Raw genomic sequence first — 14,270 nt, 5'->3', positions numbered from 1 at the left:
TTAATTAATTGGCTGTTTCTATTGTTTTTGCCTGATTTAGATTCAGGGTTAATAATACCACATTCTCAACATGCTGGGTATGTGGGAACATGTCAACGGGACGAATCCTGCTGACTTCATATTTATCCTTCATTAAAGCGATGTCACGAGCCTGTGTTGCTGCATTACAGCTTACGTATACAATCTTTTCGGCTTCCATCTCAAGAAGGCGTTTCACTACATCGGCATGCATTCCTGCGCGCGGCGGATCGGTAATCACTACATCCGGCTTTCCATGGGTTTGAATAAACTCGGCATTTAATATATCCTTCATATCACCAGCAAAGAAGCTGGTGTTTTCAATGGCATTGATCTCTGAATTGATTTTCGCATCTTCAATGGCCGTTGGAACATATTCTATTCCGACTACAGATTTGACAGATCCTGCAATAAAGTTTGCAATGGTACCGGCACCTGTATATAAATCATACACCAGTTCATCGCCCTTGAAGCCCGCAAAATCTTTGGTGATCTTGTACAATTCAAATGCTTGTTCTGAATTGGTTTGATAAAATGATTTTGGACCGATTTTAAATTTGAGTCCGTTCATATTTTCAAATATGTGATCAGTACCTTCAAAAACATGAATATCCTGATCAAAAATGGTGTCGTTCTTCTTTTGATTAATGATATAAAGTAGCGATTTAAGGTTCTTAAATTCATTCGAAATGAATTCCATCATGCCTTTAATTTGTTCTTCCTCAACATAGGCAAATACTACAATCACCATCAATTCGCCCGTGCTCGAGGTGCGAATAATCAGATTCCTCAACGAGCCTTCATGATTTTTTAGGTTATAAAAAGAGATTTTATTTGCTAATGCATATTCTCTGACTTTATTTCTGATGTTATTTGAAGGATCTGCCTGCAGATAGCAATGTTCAATGTCAAGGATCTTATCAAATCGTCCCGGAATATGATACCCAAGGGCATTCATTTCCATCTCTTGATCACTACGCATGTCGCCATCTGTTAACCAGCGCTTATCAGAGAAGGTATATTCCAGCTTATTTCTATAGTAGCTTGTTTCTTTTGACCCCAGTATAGGCTCTATACCAGATGTATCAACTTTAGCCAATCTTTGCAATGCATCAACAACACTTTTTTGCTTGAACAGAAGTTGTGCATCATACTTAAGATGCTGCCATTTACAGCCGCCACAAACACCAAAATGCTCGCAAAATGGTTCAGTTCTATGGTCAGATGGTTTAACTATGTTCTGAATTCTGCCTTCGTAGAACTTCTTCTTTCTTCGTAAGAGTTCAACATCTACAACATCTCCGGGAACGGCTTTATCAATGAAGATTACCAGATCATCTGATTTACCTACACCCTTACCTTCTTCGGCAATATCAATTACTTGGATGTTATTTAAAAATTTTTTGTCGGCCGGAATTTTTTTCATGAGCGCCAAAATTAAAGATTTTTATGTTAGAAATGGGGGCAAAGGATGAGATATTGGGGCAGAGCCAAAACCTATCCTGAAATTGGGCGGGATCTTGATGAAGATTGGGTCAAATAATTATTGAAAAACTACTGATTGTTAAAATTCAAACAGCGCATCAATTAAATTGGATAATTCTGAAATTTCGCGACTCATTATTATTTTTTCTTTGCTAACGTCACAAAATACAACAATACATACCAAAAACCAAATTGGTACAATAGTTTAACAATTAATTGACATGGAGTTATTTTACGGCAGCTTTTACTAGGTAGGGTAGAATTTCTTTCTGGAAGGATATAAAATTTTTACGCACATCCGAATCGCTTACTGAAGTAAATGCAAATGAGAACACGATACTTTTACTTGCTTTGATTAAAAAACGCAGGCGCGCGATGTAATCATCTGCTTTAAATAGCGGAGTTTTATTAAACGATTCTATTAAAAGATTTTCAAGATCGTCTGAAAGAGTTTTTAGAAATTCCTGTGAGTTGGCTGATTCACGGATAAACTCCCAACCAATAAATTCATTGCAAACCGTGTAAGAAAGCCGGCTAGTTTTAAGAATGATCATACTCAGGTATGCTTCCTCATCTAAATCATCTGTAGGGTTATGAGTGATTTCATATACGCTATGCTCAATATATTCCATCAGGATGGCTTGTAAGAGAAGTTCCTTACTTTCAAAGTACTTATAAATGGTAGCCTTGGCTATTTTAGCACGTTTGGCTATTTCATTAACGCTAGTTTTATGGTAGCCATATTTACGAAACAGGTCTTGCGCAGCTTTTTTAATACTTTCTTTGATCTTATCTACTTCCATTTCAATTAACTACCGTCAGGTCAAAATTAGTAATAATTACTTTATATTCCTTTAAGCCTCTTTGCGCAGGCGCCTTGGCTGGCGATCCATCATATAAGGAGAACTTTGCACCACTACATGGATCTGTCGCAGTGAGGTTTGGATTGTCAGGCACAATGGCACATCTCTTCTGCGGATTTACAGAACTACAACGATCATAAGCTACGTAAGCGCCATCTGCTCTGCGATAAATAATCAGTCCTGCAACTCCTGTATTTGCTTGATTATTAACCAGTAACAAACCATTTTGACTACGGATATTAAACTCTTGAAGTGTAATTTTATAGCTTACATATACATCAGGAATCCTGTCCATATTATCTTTGCTACAGGATATCAAAGTACTGAGAATGAATATACAAACCAGCTTAATTTTCATCAGATCATTTCTGATTGAAATTGTTTTAGAAAGCGAATATCATTTTCGGAAAATAGTCTGAGGTCTTTGATCTGGTACTTTAGATTCGTGATCCGTTCTATTCCCATTCCAAAAGCATAGCCAGTATATTTCTTACTATCAATATTTGTATTTTCAAGAACATTTGGATCAACCATTCCGCATCCCAAAATTTCTACCCATCCGCTGTGTTTACAAAATTGGCATCCTTCGCCTTTACAGATGGAGCAGGAAATGTCCATCTCGGCTGAAGGTTCAGTAAATGGAAAATAACTTGGTCTGAATCGAACTTTTGTACCCTCTCCAAATAACTCCTGAACAAAATAGAAAAGTGTTTGCTTTAGATCGGCAAATGATACATTTTCATCAATATACAATCCTTCAACTTGATGAAAAAAGCAATGCGCTCGTGCAGATATAGCCTCATTCCGGTACACTCTTCCGGGCATTATGGCCCTAAATGGAGGTTTTCCTGCTTCCATCATTCGAACTTGAACAGAAGAGGTATGAGTTCTTAGGGCTATATCGCCTTTTTCTCCACCTTTTTTGATGAAGAAGGTGTCTTGCATATCTCTTGCAGGATGCTCTTCCGGAAAGTTTAATGCTGAGAAATTATGCCAGTCATCTTCAACTTCAGGCCCCTCGGCAACATTAAAACCGAGCTTTTTGAAAATCTCAATAATCTCTTTTCTAACTAGAGATAAAGGATGGCGTGCACCTATTTCAAAACCTTCGCCTGGTAAAGTAAGGTCCTGTTCTGATTTTGAACTGTTGTCTTCGGTTTCAGAACCTTCTTTAAGCGTCTGGTATTTTGCTTCTGCTAATTGCTTGAATTCATTCAAAACTTTTCCAAACACTCGTTTATCTTCAGATGATACCGTTTTAAATTCTTCGAAAAGATCTTTAATAATTCCTTTTGTTCCTAAAAAACGAATTCTGAATACTTCCAGTTCCTCTGCATTCTTTGGTTGAAAGGAGTTGATTTCTGCGGTATACTGATTGATTTTTTCCTGCATGATACGTTATATATTAGGGCTGAATACTCCCTTTTCTAATCTCTTTTATTTTATTACATCACGTTTAACTCCAACTTTTGTAAATGCGGAGATCGCCTTATCTAAATGTTCTTTAGTATGTGATGCAGATAATTGCACCCTGATTCTTGCTTTTCCTTTTGGTACTACCGGGAAGTAAAATCCAATTACGTAGATTCCTTCCTGTAAAAGGTCAGCGGCAAAATCCTGCGCCAGTTTTGCATCATATAGCATGATTGGAACAATTGGATGTGTTCCTGGTTTAATGTCAAATCCAGCGGCAGTCATTTTTTCACGGAAATATAGGGTATTTTCTTCTAGCTTATCTCTGAGCGCTGTGCTTTCGCTTAGCATGTCTAAAACTTCAATAGAGGCACCTACAATAGAAGGTGCCAGCGTATTAGAAAAAAGGTATGGTCTTGAACGCTGACGAAGAATATTAATTACTTCTTTTGGGCCTGATGTAAAACCTCCCGATGCACCGCCTAATGCCTTGCCTAGTGTTCCTGTGATTAGGTCAACTCTACCCATAACGTGATGATGCTCATGCGTTCCTCGTCCGGTTTTTCCTAAAAATCCTGAAGAATGACATTCATCGATCATTACTAATGCCTGATATTTATCGGCCAAGTCGCAAATCTTATCAAGCTGGGCAATGGTACCATCCATTGAGAAAGATCCATCAGTAACTATGATGCGATGACGTAAATTTTGTGTTTCTTTTAATTTTTCTTCCAGATCTGCCATATCATCATGAAGGTACCGATAGCGCTGAGCCTTACAAAGTCGTACCCCGTCAATGATGGAAGCATGGTTCAATGAATCAGAAATTATTGCATCCTGCTCATCAAATAAAGGCTCAAATACACCGCCATTAGCATCAAATGCTGCTGCATATAGAATTGTATCTTCAGTACCCAAGAATTTGGAAATCTTTTCTTCAAGTTCTTTATGAATATCTTGTGTTCCGCAAATGAATCTAACTGAGGCCATGCCGAATCCATAAGAATCCATGGTCTTTTTGGCAGCTTCAATCACTCTTGGGTGTGATGCCAAACCCAGGTAATTATTCGCACAAAAATTAATTACTTCCTGTCCGCCCTGAATCTTTATTTCGGCACCCTGAGGAGTGATAATGATGCGCTCACGCTTGTACAGGCCGGCCTTTTCAATCTCTTCTAGCTCTTTCTCTAATACTGGTTTAAGGGTTTTATACATAAAATCTTTGAATAGAATCTGTAAAATTACAAATTCTACAGACTTCCTGATAAACTAGTCGATGTTATGTTCTAAATTTTAATGAATTACAACCTAAATCGTAGCTAGCATGCGCTTGCTCATCAAATTACCTTTAAAAAAATGGATTAAAAGTCAAGCTCAAAATTAATTTAAAGAAATAGTATCTAAATGTAAACTCCTTGAAATTATTCCTAATCAGTGCAACTTTTGGCAGATAATCTTCATCTTTACAAAAAATATATAAATGAGATCGCTTTACGTTTGCCTGCTGTTTTTGATCTTTTCAATTCACGCCAATTCTCAGTCTATCCTATTAAAAGGCAGAATAAAGGATACCGGGGGGCAAACAGTTCCATTTGCCAGTGTGTATGAAAAAGGCACAACCCGGGGTACTTCGGCAAATAGTGAAGGGGAGTACCAGCTTAAATTATCTGCTGGCAAGCATACACTTATTTTTAAAGCCATAGGTTATAAACTGGAGAGCAAAGACCTTGACTTAAGCGCTGTCCAAACCTTGGATATTGTTTTAACGCCGGCTATTTATGAGCTGAATGATGTGGTGGTGAATGCTTTTTCAGAAGACCCTGCCTATGAAGTGATTAAAAATGCGATTCGTACCCGAAAGCGTCATCTTACAGAACCTGATCAATATACAGCAGATGTCTATATCAAGGGTTTGCAGAAGCTTTTATCTGCCCCAAAAAAATTTTTAGGCCGAAATATCGATGATATTGGCAAGCAAATGGGTTTGGATTCAAACAGAAAAGGGATTCTTTATTTATCGGAATCGGAATCAAAAATTAGCTTTCTGCAACCAGATAAACTGAAAGAAGAAATGATATCCTCCAAGGTTTCAGGAAGTAACCGTTCTTTTAGTTTTAACCGGGCATCTGATATCAAAATTAATTTTTATGAAAATCAATTGGATCTGGAAGGCTTGAGTAATCGTCCTTTTATTTCACCAATTGCAGAAAATGCCCTGTTTTATTATAAATACAGATTGCTCGGTACAAGCATAGAGAATGGAGAGATGGTCAATAAGATCGAGCTTATTCCAAGGCGTAATGCCGATCCAGTTTTTCGTGGACTGATTTACATTCTTGAAGATAGTTGGAGGATCCATAGTGCAGATCTTTACATTACCAAAGAGGCCAATATTAATCTTGTGGATACCCTGAACATACGCCAGGAATTTATTCCGGTAAATTCAAAAGTTTGGATGCCATCGTCTGTAAGGTATGATTTTACTGGTGGATTACTCGGTTTTAGGTTTGCAGGATATTATATCGCACTCTTTAAAAATTATAATCTAAATCCGAGTTTGAAGAAGAAAGAATTTACAGAGGTTTTAAAAATCACCCGTGAGGTCAATAAAAAGGATTCCACCTATTGGAAACAGGCGCGCCCCATTCCGCTCACTGTAGAAGAACAGATTGATTATACAAAAAAAGAAGTGTTGGCAGCCAAGCGGGAGTCAAAAACCTATCTCGACTCACTCGATAAAGTCAGTAATAAATTAAAGCCTTTTAGATTACTCGTTGGATCGGGATATAACCCGAGAAATCGATTTAAAAAGGAATATTTTCGCTTTGGCTCACTCGTTAACTCCGTTTTTTATAATACAGTGGAAGGCTTTGGCTTAAATTACCAAGCCTCTTATTCAAAACAGATTGATTCATTGACCAATAAGTTTCTTAGCCTTTCGGGTAAAGTGAGATATGGTTGGTCTAGTGAAAAGTTATACGGAAGCTTCTCTGGAACCCTACCTCTTGAACGTTCAAGAATTAGTTTTAATATTGGAACTGATGTTGTAGATCTGAATAATAACGCAACTATTGTTCAATTAGGTAACTCCATAAACTCTCTTTTTTACGAACGCAATTTGCTTAAACTCTATGAAAGCAAATTTTTAAATTTTTCATTTGCAAAGCCTTTTGGTAGTGTTCAAACAAGTTTGACTGCATCTTGGTCAAACCGTCAATCTCTTCAAAATAGCTCAAATTACACGATTAGAGATTTGGAAAGAAGGGCATTTACTTCTAACAATCCCCTTCTTCCTGGCGTTGATCTTCCACTTTTTCCTAATAATCAGGCATTTAAGCTAGGGTTTAGAGCAACTTATGCTTTCAGTAACGACTATGCAACATATCCCGCAGGTAAATTTTATAGGCCTTCAAAATATCCCCAACTGGGAATAAATTATGCAAAAGGTATCCGTGGGATATTTGGTTCTGATGTAGATTACGATCTTGTGTCATTCGATCTCACCAAGTCTGATATTAAACTCGGGCTTTTAGGGAAATCATCATTCTGGATTGGGGCAGGTAAGTTTCTGAATGCTAAACGTATTTATTTTACTGATTATAAGCATTTTAAAGGCAATAGAACATTGGCCTATACTCCTGCAGTCAATAATTTCCTCTATCTGGATTACTATAATTTTAGCACTTCTGATCAGTATTTTGATGCTCATATTGAACATAATTTTTCAGGCTTTATGACCAATAAAGTGCCGCTTTTACGTAAACTCAAATTAAGTGAGATTGCAGGGTTTAATTACCTCAGTACACCTGCACTGAATAATTATTCGGAGGTTTATTTTGGACTTCAATTCCTCAACATGAGGGTCTTGTATGGAATGTCTTATGCCGATGGGAAGAAAGTGGATAAAGGTTTCAGAATTGCGGTTAACTTCTAAAATTTAGGTTTTAGCAATAGTTGTATTAATTAAACACTAGCCGTATCTTTGTAGCGCATTAAACGCTGTTTGCAACAGTATCAATGAATTATGATCAAATACCAGACACTACTTTACTATTGCTATAGTAGAATTGCTGATGCAGAACAATTTGCATCAAGCCATCTTCAATTTTGTAAATCTTTAAATCTTGTAGGGAGAATAATCGTTGCTGATGAGGGGCTTAATGGCACCGTTTCAGGTACTGCTGAATCTTGCAAGATTTATATGGACACCCTTCATGCAGACCCCCGTTTTTCGAAGATCGATTTTAAAATCGATGAGGTGGAGGAGCCTTCATTCATAAAAATGCATTGCCGCTATAAAGCTGAAATAGTCCATTCAGGGCTCAGAGATCCAGGTATTATTGATCCGGAGACCAAAACAGGTATACACCTAGAGCCTGAAGACTTTGTTAAAATGAAGAATGATGAAGATGTGGTCATTGTGGATGTCAGATCAAACTATGAGCATTCTATTGGTCGTTTTAAGAATGCGATCACTTTTGACATGGAGAACTTTCGCGATTTTCCGGAAAAGATCAATGAGCTTGCAAAATATAAGAACAAAAAGATCGTAACCTATTGCACAGGCGGAATTAAATGTGAAAAAGCTTCGGCTTTATTGCTGCATGAGGGTTTTGAAAATGTTTATCAATTGCATGGTGGTATCATTAAATATGGTAAGGAAGCAGGGGGAGAAGACTTTGAAGGCAAGTGTTATGTATTCGATAATCGGGTTGCAGTAGATGTTAATTCTGTGAATCCGGTTGTGATTTCTACCTGCCGTAATTGTGGAGCGCATACAACTAAAATGATTAATTGTGCTAACCCTGAATGTAATGAGCATTTTACTCAGTGTGATGCTTGTGGCGAGAAGCTTGATGGAGCCTGCTCTGATAGCTGTCAGTTGCATCCGCGCATCCGGGTTTATGATGGTACGGGGTACTATGTGAAAGTTCCGCAGCCCATTAATAAAGAGAAATTAAAGCTAGTTAAAGCCTAAACAAAAGCCTATTTTCCTTAAATTTGATTCAATGAAAAAATTACTATCCCTCTTCATTCTAGCATTTTTTATGCTTCAGGCATCGTTGGCACAGGATCAATCACTGTTTACCAAAGAACAATTTATAAAAGAAGGGGATACCCTAAATTATAGGATGTTGCTTCCCGAAAATTTTGATCCTGCAAAGGAATATCCGGTTTTATTTTTTTTACACGGAGCAGGTGAACGTGGCAATGACAATGAAGCACAGCTGATGCATGGAAGTAAGCTTTTTTTAAAATCGGAACTCAGAAAGAATTTTCCGGCCATCGTTATTTTTCCTCAATGTCCAAAAAACGACTTTTGGGCAAATGTAAAGTTTGGTAATGCTAAAACTAATGAACGGTATAGTTTTCAAAAAGGAGGAAAACCAGGAAAGGCGATGAACTTACTCATGGGGCTATTGGCGAAATTCAAGTCTGAGAAATTTACAGACAATGATCGGTTTTATGTTGGAGGCCTTTCAATGGGGGCTATGGGAACTTTTGAACTGCTCAGAAGAAAGCCTAAAGCTTTTGCTTCAGCATTTGCTATTTGCGGTGGCGATCACGTTGAAAATGTAAAAAAATATAAAAAGGTTCCACTTTGGGTTTTCCATGGAGGTAAGGATACGACCGTACCAATTGTAAAATCAGAAATAGTGGTCAATGAATTGAAAAGATTGCAAGGAAATGTGAAGTTCAGTATTTATCCTGAAGCGGGTCATAACAGCTGGGATGCTGCATTTGCAGAACCTGAATTTTTGTCTTGGCTATTTTCTTTTAAAAAATAATTATTCCTGTTCCGGATCTTTTTTGATTATTGCGGGCTTAAATCTCGGTTTATAAGCCGGTTTAGGCTGCAGGTTTTGTTCAGATGTATCTTCTTCTTTATTTTCAACTTTCGGGGCTTCTGAAACTAAAATTGCTGCCTTAAATCTGGGTTTAAAGACTGGTTTAGGTGTAGTAATTTCACCATCAACAAGCTCCTTTTTAATTTCGCTTTCACTAGATGTAGGAGTATTTACAGCTAAATCAGATATGCTTATCGGAGTTGATAGTGTAATGGGCTCAGGTTTTGGAATTTCAATTAGGAGGTATGCGCGTCTGAGTTTATTGAACCAGAACTTCTTGCTATGGTCAAAACTTTTTTCACCCATTTGATTGAAATGGGTATTGAATTCAGAAAATAATGCCTGCTCAGCGTTTTTAAGCTGAACAGGATCAATTTTTTTCTTAATCAAGAATTCTTCAAAGGTCATTTTTGTTGTTACTATTCGGCCATATTATGGTATACAGCCTGTACATCATCGTCTTCTTCGAGTTTATCGATCAACTTAAATACATCTGCAGCCTGTTCTTCAGTAACGGCAGAAGTTGATTGAGCAATGCGCTCAAGTTTTGCACTAATCACCGGGATGCCCTTTTCTTCTAATGCTTTTTGCATTTGACCGAAATCTTCAAATGAAGTATGTATTACACCGATATCTTTTCCGGTTTCATCAACTTCTACATACAGATCTTCAAGTCCTGCATCAATTAATTCGAGCTCTAGCTCATCAATTTCCATCTCGCCCGGATCAAAACAGAAAACAGATTTGCGGCTGAATATAAAGTCTAATGAACCAGTTTTTCCTAGAGCACCATTCGTTTTATTGAAATAACTGCGCACATTCGCTACAGTCCGGTTGGTATTGTCGGTGGCAGTTTCTATCAGGATTGCAATCCCATGTGGGGCATAGCCTTCATAAACGATCTCTTCATAATTACTTTCATCTTTGTTGGAAGCTCTTTTTATAGCTGCTTCAACAGTATGCTTAGGCATATTTACTGCTTTTGCATTCTGCATGGCAGTTCTTAGTCTGGAGTTTGCATCAGGGTTTGATCCTCCATCCTTTACGGCCATAACAATTTCTTTACCTAGGCGCGTAAATTGTACCGCCATTTTTGCCCAGCGTTTGAATTTTCTTTCTTTACGGAACTCGAATGCTCTTCCCATTACTGTAGTATTTTCTAATTTATTTCTAAAAACGAATTTCTAATTTTTTATTTATTTCTATCGAATCTGCACCTATTTTTCCGATTTTATAGCATTGAGGGGTTTAAATTTTCAATGGTTTTTTTAGGATTAATTTAGTGCATTATTTTTTTAGATTGTTAAGCATCTCTGCTGTCATTTTCGACAGATTGAATTCAGGTTTCCAATTCCAGTCCTGCTGCGCCTGACTGTCATTGATTGATTTGGGCCAGCTTGCTGCAATCGCCTGTCTTTGATCATATTCTGTATATCCCAATTTAAAGTTGGGAATATGCTTCCGTATTTCGTCAGCCAACACCTCAGGTGTAAAACTCATTCCTGTTAAATTATAGGATGAACGAACATTTATTTTTTCTGTTGGAGCATCCATTAATTCGATGGTTCCGCGAATTGCATCATCCATATACATCATCGGAAGTTCTGTATCTGCAGAAAGAAAGCTTTGATAACTGCCTTTTTTCAATGCATCATGGAATATATGGATGGCGTAATCAGTAGTTCCCCCTCCGGGTGCTGCCTTCCAGCTGATCAATCCTGGATATCTGATGCTGCGGATATCGAGTCCATAGCGCTCGAAATAATATTCACACCAGCGCTCACCAGCCAATTTACTGATACCATAAACCGTATTAGGGTCCATGATACAATATTGAGGGGTTTTTTCTTTTGGTGAATTTGGTCCAAAGACCGCAATAGAACTAGGCCAGTAAAGCCGAGCGGTTTTATACTCTAAGGCAAGTTCCAGCACATTCAGCAATCCATTCATATTCAAATCCCAGGCTAATTTGGGATTCTGTTCACCCGTTGCCGAGAGTAGTGCAGCCAAAAGGTAAACCTGTGTAGGTTTGTATTTTCGGAAAAGCTGATTCAGAATATCTTTCTCTAGTACATTGACAAACTCAAAAGGACCGGCATTTTTAATGTCATAGTCTGGACGCCTAATATCGCATGCTATGACATTCCCATCGCCATAGTTTTTTCTTAATTCGGTTACTAATTCTGTTCCAATTTGCCCATTGGAGCCAATAACCACAATTTTTTCAAGCATTCTAATTTGTTTTGCTCAAAGTTAAAAAATTTATGGAGGGCATTAGAATTTATTGGCTCGTTCAGCTTCTTTAATTGAATTTTGATACTAAGGCAAAGCTTTTTCTATACCTTTTTGTTTTTCCTGCCAGATTAAATATTTCTGCATTAACCAGGTATATTCCAACAGTGGCAAGCTGGTTTTGCTCGTTTAAGCCATCCCAAATAAATGTGCCTTCAGCATTTAGCGTGAAATTATTTAAAAGCTTCTTTATCAGTACACCCTGATCATTAAAAATAGAAACATTCGCAATTTGGCCAGCAGCAGCCAACTTGTATTTCATTTCAAATACATCTTCATATCCATCATTATCGGGCGAAAATGTTTTTGTCACGATACTAAAATCTTCATTTGTTTCTACTACATCCGATTGTTGAGAATTTTGATAACCCGGGGTGGCACCTCCCGATGCCGAAGTGGCCGATCTTAAATTTCCTGCTTCACTGGTTGGTTTGTGTAGCTTACTGCGTTCCAGAGATACACCTTCTTTATTTTTGACCAGGGCGAAATGCATTTTTTCATTGTAGCTCAATTGGTCGATCTGTTTCCCACTACTTATTAGCACTGCAATGCCCGCATCATCATTAAAAACTGGCAATGAGCTTATTTTATATAAAGCACGTTGATTTTTTACTAGGTATTCTTGTTTGATATTATCTAAATTGGAACTTAAGGCTAAATAATTGCCCGGATCTACTATGAATTGTTTTTTGCTGATTTGCTGAATGGAGTTGATAGTGTCCAAATTGATTCGTGCAATTGACAAATCTTTAAGATCAATAGAATGGCTGGTGTTATTATAAATCTCAACAAAATCTGAACCGCCTGGCTTAGGATTAAAAAGAATTTCTGAAAGTAACACATCATTCTTTTCAATTTTCGGAGTCAGTTGAAATTCTGCAGAGTTGAATGCTGTTGTGATCGGTATATTACTGCAATCGCCAATATTTGAAACAGTAATTCGATAGGTTTGACCTCGTGTTAAGGGGTCGGTATATTTCAGTATTACCTTGTCAAAATTTGGGGCTTGGGGTATAGCATAATCAGGATTTCCTACGCCATTATTCAGATGATAATTTACTGGAATAGAGGCCTTAAGACTATCAATTGATCGATTAAAACTTAATACAATACTGATGCTGTCCAGGATTTCAAATTCTATTAATTTTAAAGCATCACTCAACGAGTTTTGCTGGTAAACCGAATTCTTCTTTCCAGGTGTCCCTCCGGTAGTATCATTGCTGCTGTTCCAATTCTGAAAGTCAGGGCAAATGGATTTAGGATCTATTAATTCAAGTGAATATCCGCCTTTTCTTTTCTCTACATCTCTGAACCATGTTGGAATATAATTGATTTGCTGAATTGTGCGGCCTTTATTATTTCTCAATTTAATGGTATCTGATTGATTATTCAGGCTTGACCAACCTGGTATGCCTATTACCTGTCCATAAGTTTTAAATTCTAGCGTGTCTTTTTCTGAGCATATTATCAGGTAGGATCCTGAAGCAATTTCACCGGATTGAAACGTGTAATTTTTGCCGTAGGATAGTCCCTTAAGCTTTACATTATTTTCTGTGGGGTTAAATAATTCGATGAATTCTGCCTCAGGTAGTCCAATTACGGGTGAAGGATCTGCAAAAATCTCATTGATTAAGATTGGATATTCGATTTCTGGTACCCTAGCGATCCCGAAAGTTGATTTTTTTTCATCAACATTCATGGGTTTTCCTGAACAGCTGAAGAGTGAATCGGCTTTTAGAATATATTTTTCACCTTCACTGAATTTCTGTTTAAAGGTTAACCTGATACGTTTATAGGAGGCATCTATGCTTATTTTAGATGCCTGCTCAACTCCATTTCTGATACTGAAATTTGAAGCTTTTAAATAGTTGGTATCAGGAATTTGGTTGAAATAAACGTCGATACTGCTTTCTGAAAAGATAGTTAAAGAATCAATCTTAATTTCCAATGCTGAAAATCTGGGATAATCTAAACGGTTTTTTCTGCCTGGAGTGCCGCCTGTTTCATCAGTTGAGGAACCCCAGTTATAAAATCCATTGCAATCATTTTTAACGGCATCTATTTTTTCTAATGTCCATCCACCAGTTTCCTTTTTTAGATCCTTATACCATTTTTCTGAATAATTCACCGAGTCAACCAGCCTGTTTTTAAAACTTTTTAGAACGATCTGATCTGAGCTATTGTTCAATGAAGGCCAAGGAGAAATACCCAATGTTTTTCCAAAACTTTTGTATTGAAGGGTATCTGCAGCAGGGCAAATAATCAGATATTGATTTGGAGGTAGCAGGTATTTTTTCAAGATTCCTTTGGTTTGTGTATCGTTCATATTCCATCCTTCCAAATCAACTGT

Annotated in this window: 12 protein-coding genes; 3 read left to right on the top strand and 9 right to left on the bottom strand. The window is 37.4% G+C overall.

Annotated features, from left to right (window positions below):
* Positions 1–4 precede the first annotated feature (4 nt).
* From rlmD to kbl, 5 genes are all read right to left on the bottom strand, one after another.
* Complete coding sequence (gene rlmD, locus ACIQZ6_RS09615) at positions 5–1,444, bottom strand: 23S rRNA (uracil(1939)-C(5))-methyltransferase RlmD (protein WP_395810527.1); 1,440 nt, start codon at positions 1,442–1,444, stop codon at positions 5–7.
* A 286-nt stretch (positions 1,445–1,730) separates the two neighbouring features.
* A complete protein-coding gene (locus ACIQZ6_RS09610) occupies positions 1,731–2,306 on the bottom strand; it encodes a TetR/AcrR family transcriptional regulator (protein ID WP_395810525.1) in 576 nt (191 codons plus the stop codon).
* Between the two features lies 1 nt (position 2,307).
* Complete coding sequence (locus ACIQZ6_RS09605) at positions 2,308–2,724, bottom strand: hypothetical protein (RefSeq protein ID WP_395810523.1); 417 nt, start codon at positions 2,722–2,724, stop codon at positions 2,308–2,310.
* On the bottom strand, positions 2,724–3,758 hold the full coding sequence (gene pheS, locus ACIQZ6_RS09600; protein WP_395810521.1) for a phenylalanine--tRNA ligase subunit alpha: 1,035 nt from the start codon (positions 3,756–3,758) through the stop codon (positions 2,724–2,726). The genes ACIQZ6_RS09605 and pheS overlap by 1 nt, the downstream gene beginning before the upstream one ends.
* Positions 3,759–3,803: 45 nt before the next feature.
* Positions 3,804–4,994 (bottom strand): glycine C-acetyltransferase, encoded by a 1,191-nt coding sequence (gene kbl / locus ACIQZ6_RS09595; protein WP_395810519.1) that lies wholly within the window; start codon positions 4,992–4,994, stop codon positions 3,804–3,806.
* A 265-nt stretch (positions 4,995–5,259) separates the two neighbouring features.
* Here kbl and ACIQZ6_RS09590 point away from each other — a divergent pair, with 265 nt between their 5' ends.
* The 3 genes from ACIQZ6_RS09590 to ACIQZ6_RS09580 all read left to right on the top strand — a co-directional run bounded on the left by ACIQZ6_RS09590 (position 5,260) and on the right by ACIQZ6_RS09580 (position 9,568).
* Entirely contained in the window at positions 5,260–7,713 is a 2,454-nt protein-coding gene (locus ACIQZ6_RS09590; RefSeq protein ID WP_395810517.1) for a DUF5686 and carboxypeptidase regulatory-like domain-containing protein, read from the top strand.
* A gap of 90 nt (positions 7,714–7,803) precedes the next feature.
* Positions 7,804–8,757: a rhodanese-related sulfurtransferase gene (locus tag ACIQZ6_RS09585; protein ID WP_395810515.1), complete on the top strand. Its 954-nt coding sequence runs from the start codon at positions 7,804–7,806 to the stop codon at positions 8,755–8,757.
* 31 nt (positions 8,758–8,788) lie between these two features.
* Positions 8,789–9,568, top strand: a complete 780-nt coding sequence (locus ACIQZ6_RS09580; RefSeq protein ID WP_395810513.1) for a prolyl oligopeptidase family serine peptidase — start codon at positions 8,789–8,791, stop codon at positions 9,566–9,568.
* Here ACIQZ6_RS09580 and ACIQZ6_RS09575 read toward each other — a convergent pair whose 3' ends face one another.
* From ACIQZ6_RS09575 to ACIQZ6_RS09560, 4 genes are all read right to left on the bottom strand, one after another.
* Positions 9,569–10,036: a hypothetical protein gene (locus tag ACIQZ6_RS09575; protein ID WP_395810511.1), complete on the bottom strand. Its 468-nt coding sequence runs from the start codon at positions 10,034–10,036 to the stop codon at positions 9,569–9,571.
* Between the two features lie 11 nt (positions 10,037–10,047).
* Positions 10,048–10,773, bottom strand: a complete 726-nt coding sequence (locus ACIQZ6_RS09570) for a YebC/PmpR family DNA-binding transcriptional regulator (RefSeq protein ID WP_395810509.1) — start codon at positions 10,771–10,773, stop codon at positions 10,048–10,050.
* A gap of 142 nt (positions 10,774–10,915) precedes the next feature.
* Entirely contained in the window at positions 10,916–11,860 is a 945-nt protein-coding gene (locus ACIQZ6_RS09565; protein WP_395810507.1) for an NAD-dependent epimerase/dehydratase family protein, read from the bottom strand.
* A 70-nt stretch (positions 11,861–11,930) separates the two neighbouring features.
* The coding region (locus ACIQZ6_RS09560; protein ID WP_395810505.1) for a lamin tail domain-containing protein at positions 11,931–14,270 on the bottom strand (2,340 nt) is incomplete at its 5' end.

Source organism: Daejeonella sp., from assembly GCF_044348475.1.
Classification (GTDB): domain Bacteria; phylum Bacteroidota; class Bacteroidia; order Sphingobacteriales; family Sphingobacteriaceae; genus Daejeonella.
The sequence above is the reverse complement of the archived record's forward strand: the minus strand, read 5'-3'. Positions and strand labels throughout refer to the sequence as shown.